Source organism: Segatella copri DSM 18205 (genome assembly GCF_025151535.1).
GTDB lineage: Bacteria > Bacteroidota > Bacteroidia > Bacteroidales > Bacteroidaceae > Prevotella > Prevotella copri.
Window position 1 is genome coordinate 1,238,789 of the sequence record NZ_CP102288.1, and the last position, 19,301, is coordinate 1,258,089.

General features: G+C 43.9%; 16 protein-coding genes and 1 pseudogene. 4 read left to right on the forward strand and 13 right to left on the reverse strand.

What is annotated here, in order from left to right; all coding sequences use genetic code 11:
* Nucleotides 1-5: 5 nt before the first annotated feature.
* From serC to NQ544_RS05190, 7 genes are all read right to left on the reverse strand, one after another.
* Nucleotides 6-1,076, reverse strand: a complete 1,071-nt coding sequence (gene serC, locus NQ544_RS05160; RefSeq protein ID WP_006849025.1) for a 3-phosphoserine/phosphohydroxythreonine transaminase — start codon at nt 1,074-1,076, stop codon at nt 6-8.
* A gap of 286 nt (nt 1,077-1,362) precedes the next feature.
* Nucleotides 1,363-2,682, reverse strand: a complete 1,320-nt coding sequence (locus NQ544_RS05165) for a DEAD/DEAH box helicase (RefSeq protein WP_006849024.1) — start codon at nt 2,680-2,682, stop codon at nt 1,363-1,365.
* Between the two features lie 80 nt (nt 2,683-2,762).
* Nucleotides 2,763-3,989 carry a tetratricopeptide repeat protein gene (locus tag NQ544_RS05170; protein ID WP_006849023.1) on the reverse strand — a complete coding sequence of 409 codons (1,227 nt, stop codon included), beginning with the start codon at nt 3,987-3,989 and terminating at the stop codon, nt 2,763-2,765.
* Nucleotides 3,990-4,012: 23 nt separating this feature from the next.
* Nucleotides 4,013-5,122, reverse strand: coding sequence for a DUF6057 family protein (locus NQ544_RS05175; protein WP_006849022.1), 1,110 nt, complete (start codon nt 5,120-5,122; stop codon nt 4,013-4,015).
* Nucleotides 5,123-5,133: 11 nt separating this feature from the next.
* The gene (locus NQ544_RS05180) at nt 5,134-7,233 is read right to left on the reverse strand and encodes an alpha amylase C-terminal domain-containing protein (RefSeq protein ID WP_006849021.1); all 2,100 of its coding nucleotides are present in this window, start codon (nt 7,231-7,233) and stop codon (nt 5,134-5,136) included.
* A gap of 65 nt (nt 7,234-7,298) precedes the next feature.
* The gene (locus tag NQ544_RS05185; protein WP_006849020.1) at nt 7,299-7,742 is read right to left on the reverse strand and encodes a NanQ anomerase/TabA/YiaL family protein; all 444 of its coding nucleotides are present in this window, start codon (nt 7,740-7,742) and stop codon (nt 7,299-7,301) included.
* Between the two features lie 179 nt (nt 7,743-7,921).
* On the reverse strand, nt 7,922-9,001 hold the full coding sequence (locus NQ544_RS05190; RefSeq protein ID WP_050758661.1) for an MORN repeat-containing protein: 1,080 nt from the start codon (nt 8,999-9,001) through the stop codon (nt 7,922-7,924).
* Nucleotides 9,002-9,273: 272 nt separating this feature from the next.
* Here NQ544_RS05190 and NQ544_RS05195 point away from each other — a divergent pair, with 272 nt between their 5' ends.
* Nucleotides 9,274-9,981 carry a LytR/AlgR family response regulator transcription factor gene (locus NQ544_RS05195; RefSeq protein WP_006849018.1) on the forward strand — a complete coding sequence of 236 codons (708 nt, stop codon included), beginning with the start codon at nt 9,274-9,276 and terminating at the stop codon, nt 9,979-9,981.
* 31 nt (nt 9,982-10,012) lie between these two features.
* On the opposite strand, the gene NQ544_RS05200 is transcribed toward NQ544_RS05195, so the two are convergent.
* Both NQ544_RS05200 and NQ544_RS05205 read right to left on the reverse strand, forming a co-directional pair.
* A complete protein-coding gene (locus tag NQ544_RS05200; RefSeq protein ID WP_040553710.1) occupies nt 10,013-10,675 on the reverse strand; it encodes an HAD family hydrolase in 663 nt (220 codons plus the stop codon).
* A gap of 147 nt (nt 10,676-10,822) precedes the next feature.
* Nucleotides 10,823-11,428: pseudogene (locus NQ544_RS05205) on the reverse strand (carbohydrate-binding module family 20 domain-containing protein); the annotation flags it as partial.
* 191 nt (nt 11,429-11,619) lie between these two features.
* Between NQ544_RS05205 and mltG the strand changes: the two are divergent.
* From mltG to NQ544_RS05220, 3 genes are all read left to right on the forward strand, one after another.
* Nucleotides 11,620-12,672: an endolytic transglycosylase MltG gene (gene mltG / locus NQ544_RS05210; RefSeq protein WP_040553693.1), complete on the forward strand. Its 1,053-nt coding sequence runs from the start codon at nt 11,620-11,622 to the stop codon at nt 12,670-12,672.
* A 150-nt stretch (nt 12,673-12,822) separates the two neighbouring features.
* Nucleotides 12,823-13,095, forward strand: coding sequence for an ACT domain-containing protein (locus NQ544_RS05215; RefSeq protein WP_006849014.1), 273 nt, complete (start codon nt 12,823-12,825; stop codon nt 13,093-13,095).
* Between the two features lie 12 nt (nt 13,096-13,107).
* The gene (locus NQ544_RS05220) at nt 13,108-14,472 is read left to right on the forward strand and encodes a PFL family protein (RefSeq protein ID WP_006849013.1); all 1,365 of its coding nucleotides are present in this window, start codon (nt 13,108-13,110) and stop codon (nt 14,470-14,472) included.
* A 284-nt stretch (nt 14,473-14,756) separates the two neighbouring features.
* On the opposite strand, the gene NQ544_RS05225 is transcribed toward NQ544_RS05220, so the two are convergent.
* From NQ544_RS05225 to aspS, 4 genes are all read right to left on the reverse strand, one after another.
* On the reverse strand, nt 14,757-16,244 hold the full coding sequence (locus tag NQ544_RS05225; protein ID WP_006849012.1) for a xylulokinase: 1,488 nt from the start codon (nt 16,242-16,244) through the stop codon (nt 14,757-14,759).
* A gap of 104 nt (nt 16,245-16,348) precedes the next feature.
* Nucleotides 16,349-16,702, reverse strand: coding sequence for a hypothetical protein (locus tag NQ544_RS05230; RefSeq protein WP_006849011.1), 354 nt, complete (start codon nt 16,700-16,702; stop codon nt 16,349-16,351).
* 106 nt (nt 16,703-16,808) lie between these two features.
* Nucleotides 16,809-17,105: a winged helix-turn-helix domain-containing protein gene (locus NQ544_RS05235; RefSeq protein ID WP_006849010.1), complete on the reverse strand. Its 297-nt coding sequence runs from the start codon at nt 17,103-17,105 to the stop codon at nt 16,809-16,811.
* 269 nt (nt 17,106-17,374) lie between these two features.
* Nucleotides 17,375-19,135: an aspartate--tRNA ligase gene (aspS, locus tag NQ544_RS05240; protein WP_006849009.1), complete on the reverse strand. Its 1,761-nt coding sequence runs from the start codon at nt 19,133-19,135 to the stop codon at nt 17,375-17,377.
* Between the last annotated feature and the right edge of the window lie 166 nt (nt 19,136-19,301).

The window sequence follows — 19,301 nt, forward strand, 5'->3', positions numbered from 1 at the left end:
AAAAATTAATGTTGTGCTTCAAAATCCTGCATGGCCTTGACGAGTGCCTGAACACCCTCCATGGTCTGTGCATTGTAGCAGCTGGCACGGAAACCACCCACTGAGCGGTGGCCCTTGATACCTACCATGCCACGCTCTGTAGCGAAGTCGAGGAATGGCTTCTCCAACTCCTTGTACTCATCGTTCATCACGAAGCAGATGTTCATCAATGAACGTGAAGTCTCTTCCACTGTACCCTTGAAGAGTTTGTTGCGGTCGATTTCAGCATAAAGAACTTCAGCACGTTCGTGAGCACGCTTATCAGCTGCCTCAACACCACCGTTAGCCTTCAACCAGCGGAGATTCTCCATCAAGGTATAGATAGGAACAACAGGAGGAGTATTGAACATACTGCCCTTCTCAACGTGAGTACGATAATCGAGCATTGTAGGAAGCTCGCGAGGAGCCTTGCCAAGCATATCATCCTTAACGATGACAACGGTAACACCTGCCATAGAAAGATTCTTCTGAGCACCTGCATAGATGGCAGTATACTTAGAAACATCTACTGGACGGCTCATGATATCTGAAGACATATCAGAAATCAATGGTACGTTTACATCTGGATCAACACGGAGTTCAGTACCATATATAGTATTGTTGCTTGTCAAATGCAAGTAATCACAATCGGCTGGTACAGTGTCAGGAACCTGTGGATAGAAAGTGAAATTAGCGTCGGACGATGATGCGATCTCCACGACCTCACCAAAATGCTTCGCCTCTTTCATTGCCTTCTTAGCCCAAGTGCCAGAATTAATGTAGGCAGCCTTCTTGATGAGGAAGTTAGCTGGAATCTGCATAAACTGCAATGACGCACCACCACCAAGGAAGATTACGGAATAACCCTCAGGAATGTCAAGCAGCTCCTTGAATAAGGAGACTGCCTCATCAACTACTGGCTGGAAATCCTTAGCACGGTGGCTGATTTCCATCAATGAAAGACCTGAACCATTAAAATCCAAAATCTGCTTTGCTGTGTTCTCAATCACTTCGCGTGGAAGCATTGATGGACCTGCATTAAAATTGTACTTCTTCATCTTTGTATAATTATTTAAGTTTTATACGATATAATCCTGTTAGCAGGAAAAATTAGTGCACAATACACCCATATAGGATACATAGTAAACCTTTGGATTGTATTTACGACTGCGAAATTACACTTTTTATTTGAAACTACCAAACTTTTCTGCACATTTTTAGCGTTTTGCGCAGATTTCTTTCATTTTGTTAGTCATTTTAGTATAATAACTGCATATTTATGTCTATTTTTACATTTATTATACATTAGCAAACAACAGAGAAAAGATAATAGCAGTTTGTCAACTACCTTACCTCTTCCACTATCGTTTTGACGCCTTTTATCTTTTCGCCCTTTACATTATTCAGTACGCTGCGCAACTTCGTTCGGGAAATGGCAGCATAAGCATAACGGTCATTAACATCAATCTTACCGATTTCAGCCGACTGCAGCCCACCCTTCTTACAAAGGAAGCCTAAGATGTCACCCTTGCTGATTTTATCCTTTTTGCCTTTACCTATATATATAGTAGCCATCTTAGGTTTGGCTGGCGCAGGAAGCAGATCAGCAACAGGCATCTCATAATTCTCAATCTCTGCATCCACATATTCCGGAATATGTTCTTCAGGACCTAACAGGAAGAAAGCCTTTCCCTGGGCTTCCCATCGTGCCGTACGTCCTACACGATGGATATAACCATCTTCGCTCTCCGGCATGTGATAATGGATGATATTATCTATATCTGGAATATCAAGTCCGCGCGAAGCCAGATCCGTACTCACCAGGATATTGGCACTACCGTTGCTGAAACGATAGAGAGAAGCCTCGCGTTCCTTCTGTTCCAATCCACCATGGAAGAAAGAGGTTGAAAATCCCTGCTCCACCAGATATTTATTGGTGCGCTCAACACTGTCGCGATAATTGAGGAAAACAATGGTACTCTGATCGCCTAAACTGCGTAGCAAAAGTGACAGACTCTCCAGTTTATCCTTTACCGGACTATCCACCTTATATATATGTACACGGTCAGGAACCTGATCTTCATCCACACGGTAATCTATCTTTTCTACCCTACCCATGTGTACGAAATGAGGAATCTCCTCCGCTTCGGTAGCAGAAAGCAGGAAATGTCGACGCAAGCCAGGCAATGACTTAATCAGTCGGCTCATTTCGTCCTGGAAACCCATCTCCAGACACTTATCAAACTCATCAATAATCAGGTATTTGATGTGATATGGAGAAAGATTTCCCTTATCCAGATGATCATTGAGACGGCCCGGAGTTCCAAATACAATCTGAGGACGAACCTGTTTCATCACGCGATGCTCATCCATCGTAGCACGACCACCATAGCAAGCCATCGCACGCAAACCGCTGCCCATATTCTTCAATACGTTAGCCGACTGCAAAGCGAGTTCCCGACCAGGAGTTACCACCACCGCCTGTGCCTCGTCATCAGTAGCATCTATAAGTTGGGTAAGAGGCAAAAGATAAGCCAGTGTCTTGCCACTACCTGTTGGCGAAAGTACCACCACATCCTTGTTCCCGTGCAAGATTGCCTGCATAGAATCCTGCTGCATATCATTGAGCTCAATGCCCAGTTTATCTAAAATTCTGTCTACCATAAATTTCCTAATAATCAATTTCAATAGAGAAGTATTCTTTTATTAAAGAGAAGTTTTCATAAATTTCTCATCATGAGGCTTTATTTCTTTTTCTGATTGAGCAGTTTATCTATCTCATCAAACTCCTTACCCATGTTCAGGTTCAGATAGATGGTATATAGCGGCAAAGCCCACTGGTCCTGCATATCAGGCGCCATCGTTCTGTACTTCTGCAGATAAGGCATTGCACTCTTGTAAAGTCCGTCTATCACCTGATGAGTTTTGCGGGATTGCAGTGAATTCTTATCCATTTCAACCGCCTGATTGAAATAAGCCAAACCTATATTATAATAAGCACCAGCCAAAGATTCGTTCACGGCAAGTGCCTTTTTGCTCACTTCGATGCATTGTTTGAAATCACCCATATTCAGGAGAATGGTTCCCTTGGTAAAGAGATAGATATCATTGTCGGGAGCTATCGCCAGCGCCTTATCTGCTACGGCGAGTGCAGAATCGAGTTGGTTTTCCTGCGAATAATACTCTACCAGACGCGGGAAAAAGAACGGGAATTTCGGATCTCGTTCAAAACCTTCCTTCAAGGTCGAGAGATAGCGCGCAGTATCCTTCTCCAGTATGTAAGTCTCAGCCAGATACTGTAACATATAGTTATAATGAGCCGTATCTTTCAGCGCCTCATAAGAATGATGAAGCGTAGCTTTGGTATCTTGCATCTTATATCCGGCATAAACAGCCCAATAAGCTGCCGAAGAAAGATATTTGTCTTTCTGGGCATACTTATAAGATTGGAACATCGGTGCAGTACTGCACTCTATGTACTGGTCAAAGAACTGATAAGCCTCCTTGTATTTCTGCTTCCTGATAAACCAGGTTCCTCCGTTATAGAGGTTCGGACGTATCTTGTTCAAATATTCAGAATGAGACTTGCGGAAATCAAACTCACATTTTCCTTTCTTGTTAGGAATCATCTCAACGGAATCAAGTCCTTGGGCTATAACGAAGAGCTGTCGGGTTGCATTGAAGAGTTGGGCTGTATCATACGCCTGTTTGAGGTAGAGTTTCTCATTACCCTGTTCATACTGCTTCTTCACAGCATCGAAGAGAATATTCCAAATTTTCTTGTTATTCCGGTTGGCAGAATCCGTCAGGAGTTTGCGCATACTGGATTCGGCCTTCGCCAAATCCTTGCCAGCCTTTACCAGATCTTTGGCTGCAGAAATCTCCTTCTTCTGTGCCTGCAACCCTAATGGCTCCAACAGAAGAAAAACTATCTGTAAAAACCATAAGTTTCTGAATATCTGCATTTTCATATTAATCTCCTAAATTAAAACTTTCATTTGTTTCCATACTCATAATAATACCAGTAGGTATTTCCATAAGTATCCCGAAGAGCATTCTGCTTTTCTGTCTCATTAGCATATTTGTGATCCATCTGCTGGAAATCCTCAAAGTCTGTATCCATCACATTATCGTGATAAACGATACTTGGATTACTGCGGCGATGCGTATAAAGAACCAACGCTTCCTTATAATGAACAGGCAGTTTGCCCGAAGTTACTTTATAATGTTTCTGCACCTCTGCTACGAACTTGTCTAGTTGCTTGTACAGCAAGAGTGCACAAAGCTGATAGTCAACAGGCAGACGATACTTGAGATGATGTTTAACCATCCATGCCGAAGGTTTCTGCATCCATTTTGGCGCCTTCCACATCATAGCCTTCACGGTTACGCTATCCGGCATCATCGCCTTACTTCCACCTACCAGCGGATAAGTAAAGAGACGGCTGCCCAGCTCGCCTGTTTCGTTGAGACAGGCTATACGGAGCATTGTCAGCGAAGAATCTGTTTTCAGAGATTTTTCACCTACTTCCAAAGCTTTTTCATACTGTTTTTCTTTCATCAGATGTTCCATGCGCATACGTTCATGAAACAGCCGATCATTGCTAGCAACAAAGTTGACAAGCAATATCATCACCAGCATCTGGAGCAGATTCACCCACATATAGCGGGAGAACCAGCCGTTGCTGTGAGGCTCTGTTTCTATCGGCTCCAACTGGCGGGCTATCCATATCAATCCGCCCCATAGAATCAGACAGAGTGGCAAAATAATCCACCACGCCCCCAGCGAATGATAACGGTCGATATCAACGGGGATATCGGTAATCATCGTCAGGATGAGGAACGAAGGGAAATAAGTAAGCCCGTGGAAACGGCGTTTCACACGGGTTACCGCGTACACTCCCACTTGCAGCAGATAGAGTACGAGCGTGATAAGCAGTGGAGCCAGCGTGTAACTGTAGTTGGTCAAACCGCCTGAGAAAACATGCTGAGCCACTGCCAGTACGTCTGCCTGGTAAAATGCCAGGTAGACGTAGGTAAATGGGATAAAGATGATAGCACAGGCGATTTGCATCTTCGCAGTACTACTCCTTTTATTTTTCATAAATCAATCTATTAATTTTTCTTCAGCACCAAAGCTGTACGAGCTGGCAGATAAAGTTTCAGCCACTCCTTACGGTCTTTCACATAAAGTGGATCGTAATTAGTCAGATGCGTCATCGTGTCATCATTCAAGCCGTTACCGCCGAAATCCTTGCTGTCAGAATCAAGCACTACGCTGTAGGAACCGGTTGGAACCAGGAATCCATAGTCGGTGAAAGAGCGGGTTGGCGAGAAGTTAAACACGAAGAGCAGATCGCCACGCATAAAGGCGAGAACCTGATCGCCATCATTATGCCAGATTTCTACAACTGGTGTCTTGTTAAAATTCTTGTCGCTTGTAATCGTCTTGAGCATTTCTCGGTCGAAATCTCCAAGATAGTGGTAGCAGAGTTCATGATTATCTACCAGATTCCACTGCCTGCGGGCATATTTATAGCTCCAGCCATTACCCTCGCGAGGGAAATCAATCCACTCTGGGTGACCGAACTCATTACCCATGAAGTTGAGATAACCGCCATTGATTGTAGAGGCGGTAACCAGACGGATCATCTTATGCAGAGCAATACCACGATGAACCATTTCGTTTTCATCGCCCTTCTTGAAATGCCAGTACATATCGGCATCAATCAGACGGAAGATGATGGTTTTATCGCCCACCAATGCCTGGTCATGACTCTCACAATAAGAGATGGTTTTCTCATCCGAACGGCGGTTCTTTACCTCCCAGAAGATGCTGGATGGTTTCCAGTCTTCATCCTTCTGTTCCTTGATGGTCTTGATCCAATAATCTGGAATATTCATCGCCATGCGATAATCGAAACCATAACCGCCATCCTCAAACTTGGCAGCCAGGCCCGGCATTCCGCTCACCTCTTCGGCAATCGTAATGGCATGCTTGTTAACCTCGTGAATCAGACAGTTGGCAAGGGTAAGATAGCAGATGGCATTATCATCCTCATGACCATTGAAATAATCGCCGTAGTTGCAGAATGCCTCACCCAAACCATGACTGTAATAGAGCATGGATGTTACACCATCAAAACGGAATCCGTCGAAATGGAACTCATTAAGCCAGTACTTGCAGTTGCTCAGCAGGAAGTGGATGACTTCATCCTTTCCATAGTCGAAGCAGAGACTGTCCCAAGCCGGATGCTCATGACGGTCGCCAGGATAGAAATACTGGTTAGGATCGCCAGCGAGATTACCCAGTCCTTCCACCTCGTTCTTTACGGCATGAGAGTGAACGATGTCCATGATGACGGCAATACCATTCTGGTGAGCTGTATCAATGAGATCCTTCAACTCTTCAGGAGTTCCGAAGCGGCTACTTGCAGCAAAGAAACTGCTTACATGATAGCCGAAGGAGCCATAATACGGATGCTCCTGGATAGCCATAATCTGAATGCAGTTGTAACCATCCTTGATGATACGTGGCAACACATTCTCCTTAAATTCTATGTAAGTGCCAACCTTCTCAGCATCCTGTGCCATACCGATATGGCATTCATAGATGAGCAGAGGTGCCACATTTGGTCTGAAGGTTTTCTTCTTCCATTTATATGGTTCCGGATTCCAAACCTGAGCAGAGAAAATCTTGGTCTGGTCGTCCTGTACTACGCGCTGTGCCCATGCTGGAATACGCTCGCCTTCACCACCTTCCCAATGAACTTTCATCTTGAAGAGATCGCCATGTTTCATCGCTTTCTCCGGAAGTTTGAGTTCCCAGTTGCCGGTATTCTTTACTCTTTTAGCACGATACTTTTCGGTTTCCTGCCAGTTGTTGAAGTCACCTATCAGATAGATGTCTGTAGCATTAGGTGCCCACTCACGGAACACCCATCCACGGGTAGTCTTATGCAGTCCGAAATACTCGTATCCATTGGCAAAATCGCTCAATGTCTGTTTGCCGTTATTAGTCAGCTGACCGAGTTTCCAGAGTGCATGGTCGTGTCGACCCTTGATGGCATTCTCATAGTCTGCCAGATATGGGTCGTTCTTCACGAGTCCGATATGCTTTACCACAGCCTTCGCTGCCTTTTTTGCAACTGGTTTCTTTGCAGTTGCCTTTTTAGTTGCAGCCTTCTGGGCTGCAGTTTTCTTTTCTGTTGCCATATATCATGATTTTAGATGATTACTCTATATTATTCTTCTTTAATTTTATCTTGAAGATTTCTTCTTTAATTCTTAATCTTGAAGATAGCCTTGTGGATATCACCACTACCGATGCATGGCTGATGACCATCTTGTGGCCAGAAGATAGCAAACTGACCTGGCTTGCAGGTAACGAGCGTCTGCGCTTTCACACCAGGATACTTGGTTACATCCTTAGCCTCGTTATATTCCACTTCAGGAAGATCAGCAAGAGGAGTATAGCCATAAGTCTCCTCGTTGTCAAGAGGAATCTGAATATCAATCATCTTGCGATGTGTTTCAAGAACAGCATCTTCCTCGCTTTTTCCGTGAGCTGTCGTTATATTAACAAAGAGGTTACTCTCCTTGATAAAATGCTTACCGTCCTCCAATTTAGAGAGGTCATTATCTTTGATAAACTTCACTACATCAGCGAAGAGCGGATTGAGAGAAACATATTTCTCCAGATTGTCTAAAGTATCTACTACCATAATTCTAGTTTAAGCTTTGAGATTTGAACATTTACTTTTAACTTTGAGATTTGAAAACAGAACATTGAACATTCAATATTCAACATTATAATATGTTCTTTTTCTCATTATTTAAAATATTAAGGTTCTCTATCTCGTTATTTATAATTTCTTTGTATTTTTCTAATTTTCTGAAGAGATTAGTCTTCAAATCGTTTGCCGTTTTCGTAGGCTCCCTTGGCTGTAACCTGTCCGTTGCGGTCTTTTTCTACAAATCTTCCGTCACGCACATCGTTACGATAGGTTCCTTCGAAACGCTTACCGTTTTTATCTTCTTCTATGCAAGGTCCCTGGCGCTTGCCTTTGTGATAGGCACCCTTGAATCTTCTGCCATCAGCATAATGAATCACGACATTACCATCAACTAGACCATTCTTGAACTCACCTTCAAACACGTCACCGTTCTTCTTGGTCAGTTTGCCCCTGCCGTGCTGCAGATCATCCTTCCAGTCGCCTACATAGATATCGCCATTCTTCCAGATGAAGGTACCCTGACCGGTACGCAGGCCATCCTTAAACTGTCCGTTATACTTGGCGCCCTTTGCAGAGCGGAAGATGCCTATACCCGTGCGTTCTCCCTGCACATAATCGCCTTCATAAATGTCGCCATTATGAAATTTATAGATACCCTTTCCGTCCTGGATATCATCCTTCCAGTCGCCGATATACACATCGCCATCAGCATATTTGAAAGTTCCTTTTCCTGAGCGCTGGTTGTCTAGCCACTGACCGTCATAAGTAGTTCCGTCTCCCCAGTTGAAGAAGCCGTTTCCATTCTTCATATCGTTCATCCACTGGCCTTTATACTGTGCGCCATTGGCATAAGTATAAACGCCACGTCCCTGACGCTTGTCCTTATACCAGTCGCCGTCATATTTATCACCATTATAATAGAACATGACGCCATGACCATGCTGGTAATCGCGGAACCAGAGGCCTACATATTTGTTGTTGTTCTGGAAATAGTAGGTGCCTTTACCATGCTGTTGGTCCTGCATCCACTGTCCCTCATACTTTTCGCCATCACTGAAGGTATAAACGCCATAACCTTCACGTTTACCTTTCATATAAGAGCCTTCGTAGGTATCCCCATTCTTATAGATGGTAGTACCTTTTCCCTGCGGCTTTCCGCTCACCATTTCTCCTTTAAACTGACCTCCGTCACGGGTGATGCAAGAGCCTAGCGATATCTTCTGGGCTGAGGCATCAACCGATGCCATAGCCAAAGCCAAGGCAAGGAAAAAACACTTGCTCCGACAGGACAATTTGGTATGTTGTTTCTTATTGTATTTCATATTCTACAGTTATAGTCTGACTTATCAATCCCCAAAGTTACGGTTTTTTCCTCAAATAGCCAAATAGATTAAACAAATTTAAGGTAAAATCATGAAAATAGATTTTTATCTGAAAAAATCTGCAGCTTGATACAATAAACAAACACAATTTTCGTTTTTACGAAAATCGAGAATAAAATCACTAAAACAGTAAAATTATGATTTTAAATTGCGCCATCATAGATGAAGATCCAGAAGCTTTGCAACTCCTGGAACAGTATATAGAGAAAACTCCGACCCTGCATTTGATCGGAGCCTACAAAAGTGCGATAGATGCTGTAGACGGCATCCATCACAACCATCTCGACATACTTTTTCTCGCCATCCACATGCAGCAGATCAGTGGTCTGGAATTTGCAAAGGTTGTACCCAAGAACGTGAAGATTGTCTTCACCACCGCATTCAAAGAGTATGCCATCGAAGCCTACAAAGTGAATACATTCGACTATCTGCTCAAGCCCATCACCTACGATGACTTTATGGGATCATGCCAGAAAGTCTTCGAAAGCTACATGCAGGACGATAACTACAACCCTATCAAGCGCGACGGTTTTCTGGTGGTAAAACGAGATTACAAATGCGTAAGAATCCCAATAGATGATATTCTGTTTGTTGACTGCGACAAAGACTACATCCGTTTCCATCTTGAGGGCAGGCCTAACATCAGAACCCTGGGCAACCTCAAACAGTTGGAAGAAAGGTTGCCAAGAGAGAAATTCAAGCGTGTACACCGTTCGTTCCTTGCCAACATGACAAAGTTTGATACGGTAGACCAGCAGCACATTACCTATGGCGACCAGAGCATTCCGATATCAGAAACCTACTTTGAATTTATCAAGAAATATCTGGAAGACCATTCTCTATGATGGTCTTCCAAATCATTTTATCCTACCTTTCTTATAATATCTGCAATGGTGATGATATTAGGATAGAAGCTCCATGTGCCAACAGGAAATCGTGATCTCTGAATCCCCAAAGAACAGAGATACAAGGCATTCCACTGTTCTTTGCCGTCATCACATCCACGTCGCTGTCGCCGATATATACCGCCCTTTCTCTATTCGCATGCAGCTGTCGCAAGGCTTCGTTTACAGTATCTGGAGCCGGTTTTTTCTTGATATTCTCCCGCTCTCCTATCGCCACATCTACCAGGTCGCCGAAGAAATGGCGGCAGATTTCCTGGGTAGCTGCATAAAATTTGTTGCTTACGACCGCAATGTTCTTTCCCCTATTCTTCAGTTCCTCCAGCATCTCCATCACGTCCGGATAAGGTTTCGTATTATCCATATTGTGCACCATATAATGCTGGCGGAAATCCTGCAGGGTTTTCTCAAACTTCTCATTCTCCAATCCTCCTGGCACGGCACGTTCCATCAGTTTCTTCACCCCGTTTCCTACAAACATGCGTACCTCCTCCAGCGTACGTTCAGGCATCCCGTTCAGTTTCAGCGCATAATTGCAGCTTGCAGCCAGGTCGTGGAGAGAAGAAATCAGGGTTCCGTCAAGATCGAATATATAGGTATCGAAATTGAACTGGGCATGAACCGGAACCCTCTTGATGCGGAACTCACCGCCGTGTAGCACATAAACATCCTGATGGTATACACGGATTTCACCCTGAGGAGTTCCCTGTCCACCAGCCTGTTCATTACCCGAAATGCCAAAGATTCTGTTATCCCCAAATTCCCATCTCTTCAGTTTCTGGGTCTGTGCATCAATCACCACATATTTATATTCTATCGGCTCATCGATAGCCTGCACATTCACAGAGATTTCCCAGTCCTTGCCATGATTGTTCTGCATCTTCAAGAAATGAGCCGGATTCCATTTGCCCAGCGTAGGATGATTTCCCAACAGAGCTACAGCCTCACCCTCATAGAGTTTCGGGGCATGAATCTTGAAGATGATAGTACGGTCGAAGAGAGGCAGACGCGCTGGCTTGACATCAGTAAACTTTACCTGCTGCAATACGAAGGCATTTTTTTCCACGTAAGGATTATCCTCCTCCAGCCAATAGTCCTGAAAATAGAAATTCTTACTCTCATCAAAAACATATTGGCGGGCAGAAGCGAGCGATTCCCTACGCAGCACCTTTCCCTCAGCATCTTTCACACAGTAGCAGTACGCCACAGCTACGAAAGGGTGATGACGGTTCTGCCTTGACGCCATTTCCACCTCCCAGTGATAACCGTCCCGGGTGGTCATCGGCAAGTCCATCGTATCTTGATAGCCGTCAGCGGCGGCAAATGTTAATTCTACATGCAGGGCATGACCCCACTTGGCAGCATACGCTATCGAAAACTTCATTTTCATAATCCTTTTATAATAATGTGCCCGAAAGCACCGATACACATGTTGATTCTCAATGTCAAGTGCAAAGGTAACAAAAAAGCAGACACAACGGATAAAGAAAGATGACAATTAACCTATTTTAAATTCCTATACTTTGCTATTTCCTATTTTTACTGTACTTTTGCACCCGAAAAATAACAAACAAGAAGAATATGAAAAAGAAAAAATCATTTTCTAAGCTCTATCTGTATGGTGCTATAGGCTGCATCGCAGTCATCGCCATCGTGGGCTACATCTACTGTTTCTCTTCCTTCTCGAAGAGCAGCAACACCGAGTATGTTTACATCGACAGCGATGATAACATCGACTCTGTATACAACAAGCTCCGCCCGTTTGCCAAGAGCATTCCGTTCCAGGCATTCAAGACCCTGACCCTCCATTCCGGCTATGCCGATCATATCCGCACCGGCAGATACGCCATTGCTCCGGGCGATGGTGCCCTCAAGACATGGCGCCACATGAAGAACGGTTTGCAGGAACCGGTTAGTCTTACCATCCCTTCGGTCCGCACTCTCGACAAACTCTCTGATGAGATTGGCAAGAAGATGATGTTTGGCAGCAACGACCTCTACTATGCCCTGCGCGACGAGAGCGTCTGTCAGAAGTACGGTTACGATACTGCCACCATCGCCTGCATGTTCGTACCTAACACCTACGATCTCTACTGGAACATCTCGGTAGATAAATTTCTGGAGCGCATGAAGAAAGAAAGCGACAAGTTCTGGAACTTTGAGCGCACCGAAAAGGCAAAGGCTATGAAGCTGACACCGGTTGAAATCATCACACTTGCCAGCATCGTGGACGAAGAAACAGCGAACAACGGCGAGAAACCGATGATAGCCGGCATGTATTATAACCGTCTGATGCTTCGCAATGCCGAATATCCAGAGGGAATGCCATTGCAGGCCGATCCTACCATTAAATATGCCTGGCAGCGATTCGACCTCAAGCGCATCTACAACAACCTCCTGTCTATCAAGAGCCCGTATAATACCTACAAGAACCCAGGTTTGCCACCGGGGCCTATCCGTATTCCGAGCGTAGCAGGTATCGATGCCGTCCTCAACCATGTGCATCACGATTACCTCTACATGTGTGCCAAGGAGGATTTCAGCGGCACTCATAATTTTGCCCGCACTTACGATGAGCACCTGCAGAATGCAGCCAAATATTCTAAGGCACTCAACGAAAGAGGTATCAAGTAAGATAAGGAAACAAGAAAGGTAAAAATGAGTCAGAAAACTTGCAAAGCGTTAGTGATTTTACAAGTTTTCTGACTTTTTATTTGGTAGTCTAACAAAATAGTTGTAAATTTGCAGCCGAAAACTTACCAATTTAAAATAAGGAATAAATACATGAACAGAACGATTATTACAGTAGTGGGCAAGGATACCGTTGGTATCATCGCCAAGGTATGTACCTATTTGGCAGAGAACAGTATCAACATCTTGGATATCTCTCAGACCATCGTACAGGAGTATTTCAACATGATGATGATCGTAGACATGGGCAAGATGCAGAAAACTTTCGAGGAAGTAGCCGATGAACTCACCAATGTTGGTAAGGCTATGGGCGTGCAGATTAAATGCCAGCGCGAGGAAATTTTCAATATGATGCACAGAATTTAAAAAGCAAACAATATGATCAATATATCTGAGGTTATCGAAACCAATAAGATGATAGAGCAGGAGAATTTCGATGTGCGTACCATCACCATGGGTATCAACCTTTTGGATTGCGCATCTACCGATCTCGATGAGCTCTGTCAGAACATTCATAATAAGATTACACGTCTGGCAAAGAACCTGGTGAAAACCGGCGAAGAAATCTCCAAGGAGTTTGGTGTGCCTATCGTCAACAAGCGTATCTCCATCACTCCTATCTCACTGGTAGGCGGTTCTGCCTGCAAGACTACCGACGATTACGTGAAGATTGCCAAGACCCTCGACCAGTGTGCCAAGGAGCTCGGTGTCAACTTTCTGGGCGGCTATTCTGCCATCGTAAGCAAGGGTATGAGCAAGAGCGATGAGCTCCTTATCCGTTCTATCCCTCAGGCGATGGCACAGACCGATTTTGTCTGCAGTTCTGTCAATGTGGGTTCTACCAAGACCGGTATCAACATGGATGCTGTCCGCCTGATGGGCGAAATCGTAAAGGATACAGCCGAAGCAACCAAGGACAGAGGTTCTCTGGGTTGCGCCAAGCTCGTTGTTCTCTGCAATGCGCCAGACGACAATCCGTTCATGGCTGGTGCCTTCCATGGTGTTTCTGAGGCCGATGCGGTAGTGAGTGTCGGTGTCAGCGGTCCTGGCGTTGTAAAGTATGCATTGGAGAAGGTAAAGGGCGAAAGCTTCGAGGTTCTTTGCGAAACCATCAAGCGAACCGCCTTCAAGATTACCCGTGTAGGTCAGTTGGTAGCCAAGGAGGCTTCACGCCGTCTGAACGTACCTTTCGGCATCATCGATCTTTCATTGGCTCCTACCCCAGCTATCGGTGATAGTGTAGCCGATATTCTCGAGCTCATCGGTCTTGAGCATGCCGGTGCTCCTGGTACCACAGCAGCTCTTGCACTCCTGAACGACCAGGTTAAGAAGGGCGGTATCATGGCTTCTTCTTATGTAGGTGGTTTGAGCGGTGCCTTCATCCCTGTCAGCGAAGACCAGGGTATGATTAACGCTGTAGAGGCAGGTGCGCTTACCATTGAGAAACTGGAAGCGATGACCTGTGTCTGCTCAGTAGGTTTGGATATGATTGCCATCCCTGGCGATACTCCAGCCACCACCATTTCCGGTGTCATTGCCGACGAGGCTGCCATCGGTATGGTTAACCAGAAGACTACCGCCGTACGTATCATCCCTGTTGTGGGCATGAAGGTAGGCGACAATGTAGATTTTGGCGGTTTGCTCGGTCATGCTCCAATCATGCCTGTAAACCCATTCTGTTGCGAGGCATTCGTAAACCGTGCCGGTCGTATTCCGGCTCCAATCCACAGTTTCAAGAATTAAACTGTTTTGATTCAAAATACCAATCCCCCATCCTGCTTTCTCAAGCGGGCTGGGGGATTTTTTCATTGTATAATCACTTATCTATCTTCAAAAGCGGTTCATCATGGCAAAACATAGGTGGATAGATACTCAGAAACATCAACTACAGATATTTAAATCCAATCCTTAAATAAGACGGAAGCTCCCCCAAAAGTCAAAAGAATCGGGAAAAATAAAGGGTGAGACTTCTCCCACCCTTTATCTGATATTATAAAAAAAGTTTGTCTAAAGTAAATTACAAACGTTTAAAGTTTTTTCAGCTCTTCTTTCCATGCAGAATAAGCCTCGAGATAAGCAGAACGGTTAGCCTCATCAGGATCTATGACTGCAAGTTTCTTCAATGAAGCAAAAGCCTCATTATGATCCTTATAGATACCGGCACCAATACCAGCACCCTTAGCAGCACCTGCACTACCATCTGTCTCATAAAGTTCGATAGTAGCACCACTCACACCCGCCAAGGTATCTCGGAACAACGGACTGAGGAACATATTAGCCTTACCTGCATGAATATTCTTGATATCCATACCCATTTGCTGCATGATTTCCATTCCATAGCAGAAACTGAAGACGATACCCTCTTGTGCTGCACGAACAATATGAGCACGATTATGCTTATTAAAGCTGATGCCACGAATAGAACAACCAACTTCCTTATTCTCTAATACACGCTCAGCTCCATTACCAAATGGGATAATCTTAACACCATCACTACCTATTGGCACAGAAGCTGCAAGATCATTCATATCCGCATAGCTTACATCTGGAGTGATATTTCGATGAACCCACGCATTCAAGATACCAGTTCCATTGATACACAACAATACACCAAGACGGTCAAGGTCTGTAGTATAATTAGCATGAGCAAAAGTATTGACACGGCTCTTTGGATCATAGTTAACATCACCCAATACACCATATACAACTCCTGATGTACCTGCAGTACTTGCAATTTCACCCGGATTGAACACATTCAGACTCACAGCATTATTTGGCTGGTCACCCGCACGATAAGATATTGGTGTACCTTCTTTCAGACCAAGTTCTTCAGCTGCCGCTTTACTTACTACACTCTGTACAGAGAAAGTAGGAACAATATCAGCCAGAATGCTTTCATCGAAGCCAAAGTAATCAAGCAGGAATTTAGCAGGCTTTTTCTGGTTGAAGTCCCACATCATACCTTCAGAAAGACCACTGATAGTAGTCTTAACTTCACCTGAAAGTTTCATTGCCAGATAATCACCAGGAAGCATAATCTTATCAATCTTATCAAACAGTTCCGGTTCATTATCCTTTACCCAAGCAAGTTTAGATGCAGTAAAGTTTCCAGGAGAATTGAGCAGATTACGCAAGCAGAAGTCCTCACCTAAATCATGAAAAGCCTTCTCGCCATAAGGTACGGCACGAGAGTCGCACCAGATGATACTAGGACGCAAAACTTGCAGATTCTTATCAACACAAACCAAGCCATGCATCTGGTACGAGATACCAATAGCAAGGATATCTTCACCCTTGGCACCAGATTCTGCCATGATTTTCCTGAGCGCCAGCTTAGCATTATCCCACCACATCTGAGGATCCTGCTCTGCCCAACCGGTCTTTACAGCCATAATGGGTGCTTCATGATCCGGATAGAATGCAGAAGCTACGATTTCTCCATTGTCAACATCAGTAAGCGAAGCCTTTACAGAACTTGAGCCTACGTCAAAACCTAATAAATATCTACTAGCCATAGTTTATTCGTTTATATGTTTATTGTTTAACTTTTATCAGTTTTTATAAAGTCTACATATATTATACGAACATACTACAACATTCCCCTCATAAAAAAAATAATTTAGAACATATTCTCATCAAAAAGACTTTGAGGAGTACTATTGTCAGCCTTGTCCTCCTCTTCATTACTATTTTCTAATACAGAAGAAGAAAAATTGAGCATCAGTTGCTGTACGGCCTTTGAATCAAAATTAACATGATATACACCATACCCCTTACCTTTTTCTATAAGCGAGTGTGGGTCTTTAGCGCATCTGGTGAGATATTGCGTAACATAGCTATGAACATCCTTGTAATTCAGAGGTGTAAAAATCGAATTACAGGAATTATATACATGACGAGCTATTTTTTCTACTTTCAACCCTTTTGCACCCGCAGACAAAAGAACATTGAATATCTCCTGATCAAGTTTCATATAATAATCATAACATTCGTCCTCTTTCAAGAGAGAAGACACAAAAAGAAAAAACCGCGGTTACTCACTAACAAGCAACCGCGGCTCTTTGAAAAATAAACCTTATTTAAGCGAGAGCAACCTTGTTGTCCTCATCCTTAATCTTACCCTCTTTGAAGAGCCAACCGATACCAAGGATTACCTCCTCTGTACTGATCTTAGCAGCCCTAGCAATTTCTGCTACCGTGAGAGCCTTTTCTGAAGCTGCCAATGCCTGATATACATCACCAGCTCTAAAACCTGCGTTCTCTGCGTTCAAGTAAAGAACGTCCTTCTTTGCTGCAGGAGCCTTCTTTGCTACTGGAGCCTTTTTTGCTGCTGGCTTCTTTGCAGCAGTCTTAGTTGTCGCTTTCTTTTCTACCATGTTTTAAGAATTTTATGATTCTATTGAGCCTCATTTCGTCAGCTCAACCTTAATATCTGCTGCAAATTTATAACTTTTATTTCGAAATAGTGTTAGAAAAATAGAAAAAACTACTACTTATAAACAAAAGTGCTGCATTTCTTGATTTACGTCAAGAAGCGCAGCACTTTATTTACTAAAAATCAATTACTTATTATAAATCATTGAATTTTTCTCAAGGTATTTTACGCATACTCTTTTATGGAGTGAATACCTTCGTTTCTCTATTTTTATTCAGCCTTCAAATCAAGTTTGATTTCCAATTCATCCAACTGCTTAGGGTCAAGTTCAGAAGGAGCATCGAGCATAACATCACGACCTGAGTTGTTCTTTGGGAAAGCAATACAATCGCGAATACTGTCGAGACCAGCCATTATGCTGACGAAACGGTCCAAACCGAAAGCAAGACCTGCGTGAGGTGGTGCACCATACTTGAAAGCATTCATCAAGAAACCGAACTGGGCCTCAGCACGCTCTGGAGTAAAGCCGAGAACCTCGAACATCTTCTCCTGCAACTGAGTATCATGGATACGGAGAGAACCTCCACCTACTTCGATACCATTGCAAACAAAGTCGTATGCCTTGGCACGAACCTGCTCAGGATGCTCATCGAGCAATGGGATATCATCAGGATTTGGCATAGTGAATGGATGGTGCGTAGCCATCAGGCGCTGCTCCTCATCGCTCCACTCAAAGAGAGGGAAGTCAATAATCCAAAGACACTTGAATACGTTCTTATCACGAAGACCAAGACGGTCACCCATTTCCAAACGCAAAGAGCAAAGCTGAATGCGTGTCTTGTTAGCATTATCACCGCTCAAAATCAAAACGAGGTCACCATCCTTGGCTCCCATTACGGTCTTGATTTCAGCAAGTTCCTCTGGAGAATAGAACTTATCTATGCTACTCTTTACGGTACCATCAGCATTATACTTGATATATACCAATCCTTTGGCACCGACCTGAGGACGCTTAACAAAATCGGTCAATTCGTTCAACTGCTTACGGCAATAATCAGCACAACCTGGAACACAGATTCCGCCAATATACTTAGCCTCATCGAATACAGAGAAATTACCCTTACCTGTGAAAGCATCTTTCAACTCAACAAATTCCATACCGAAGCGCAAGTCTGGCTTATCGCTACCGAAACGGCGCATAGCATCGTGCCAGGTCATCTGCTCCAACTTAGGAAGTTCTACACCACGAATCTCCTTAAACAAATGGCGAGCCATTTCCTCGAAAAGGTTGATGACATCATCCTGATCAACAAAACTCATTTCACAGTCAATCTGTGTAAACTCTGGCTGACGGTCAGCACGAAGATCCTCATCACGGAAGCACTTGGCAATCTGGAAATAGCGGTCGAAGCCAGCAACCATCAAGAGCTGCTTTAAAGTCTGAGGACTCTGTGGAAGAGCGTAGAACTGACCTGGATTCATACGGGAAGGAACAACAAAGTCGCGGGCTCCCTCTGGTGTACTACCAATAAGAACAGGAGTTTCAACCTCCATGAAGTTCTGTGCATCGAGGAAGTTACGAATCAAGATGCACATACGATGACGCAACTCCAAATTCTTGCGCACAGCAGGACGACGCAAATCAAGATAACGATACTTCATTCGGATATCATCACCACCATCAGTATTATCTTCGATAGTGAAAGGAGGAGTCTGACTCTGAGAGAGCACATTGAGTTCCTTCACCAAGATTTCGATGTCACCAGTATCCATTTTAGGATTCTTGCTCTGTCGTTCACTTACTACACCCTTTATTTGAATGCAGAATTCACGACCTAGCTTGTTAGCTGCATCACACAAGTCTTTGTTATCAGCCTCGTTGAAGACCAACTGTGTGATACCATAACGGTCGCGCAAATCGACGAATGTCATACCACCCATCTTTCTTGAGCGTTGTACCCAACCGGCAAGTGTCACTTCCTTGCCGGCATCAGAGAGACGTAACTCTCCACACGTATTACTTCTGTACATACCTTATTATATTATATTATTATTTTCCAAAGTGCAAAAGTACAACAAATAACGGAAAGGACAAAATAAAATCGCGAAAATATTATTAAAAATATCTTCGCGACCTTATTAATGTGACCAAAAGTCACATAAATACATATTAAATAGTTTTATCTCTACTTTTTTA

Excerpts from the sequence above, each read along its gene's own strand:
- serC (WP_006849025.1), bottom strand. The coding sequence starts at position 1,076 with ATGAAGAAGTACAATTTTAATGCAGGTCCATCAATGCTTCCACGCGAA.
- NQ544_RS05165 (WP_006849024.1), bottom strand. The coding sequence starts at position 2,682 with ATGGTAGACAGAATTTTAGATAAACTGGGCATTGAGCTCAATGATATG.
- NQ544_RS05170 (WP_006849023.1), bottom strand. The coding sequence starts at position 3,989 with ATGAAAATGCAGATATTCAGAAACTTATGGTTTTTACAGATAGTTTTT.
- NQ544_RS05175 (WP_006849022.1), bottom strand. The coding sequence starts at position 5,122 with ATGAAAAATAAAAGGAGTAGTACTGCGAAGATGCAAATCGCCTGTGCT.
- NQ544_RS05180 (WP_006849021.1), bottom strand. The coding sequence starts at position 7,233 with ATGGCAACAGAAAAGAAAACTGCAGCCCAGAAGGCTGCAACTAAAAAG.
- NQ544_RS05185 (WP_006849020.1), bottom strand. The coding sequence starts at position 7,742 with ATGGTAGTAGATACTTTAGACAATCTGGAGAAATATGTTTCTCTCAAT.
- NQ544_RS05190 (WP_050758661.1), bottom strand. The coding sequence starts at position 9,001 with ATGGCATCGGTTGATGCCTCAGCCCAGAAGATATCGCTAGGCTCTTGC.
- NQ544_RS05195 (WP_006849018.1), top strand. The coding sequence starts at position 9,274 with ATGATTTTAAATTGCGCCATCATAGATGAAGATCCAGAAGCTTTGCAA.
- mltG (WP_040553693.1), top strand. The coding sequence starts at position 11,620 with ATGAAAAAGAAAAAATCATTTTCTAAGCTCTATCTGTATGGTGCTATA.
- NQ544_RS05215 (WP_006849014.1), top strand. The coding sequence starts at position 12,823 with ATGAACAGAACGATTATTACAGTAGTGGGCAAGGATACCGTTGGTATC.
- NQ544_RS05220 (WP_006849013.1), top strand. The coding sequence starts at position 13,108 with ATGATCAATATATCTGAGGTTATCGAAACCAATAAGATGATAGAGCAG.
- NQ544_RS05225 (WP_006849012.1), bottom strand. The coding sequence starts at position 16,244 with ATGGCTAGTAGATATTTATTAGGTTTTGACGTAGGCTCAAGTTCTGTA.
- NQ544_RS05230 (WP_006849011.1), bottom strand. The coding sequence starts at position 16,702 with ATGAAACTTGATCAGGAGATATTCAATGTTCTTTTGTCTGCGGGTGCA.
- NQ544_RS05235 (WP_006849010.1), bottom strand. The coding sequence starts at position 17,105 with ATGGTAGAAAAGAAAGCGACAACTAAGACTGCTGCAAAGAAGCCAGCA.
- aspS (WP_006849009.1), bottom strand. The coding sequence starts at position 19,135 with ATGTACAGAAGTAATACGTGTGGAGAGTTACGTCTCTCTGATGCCGGC.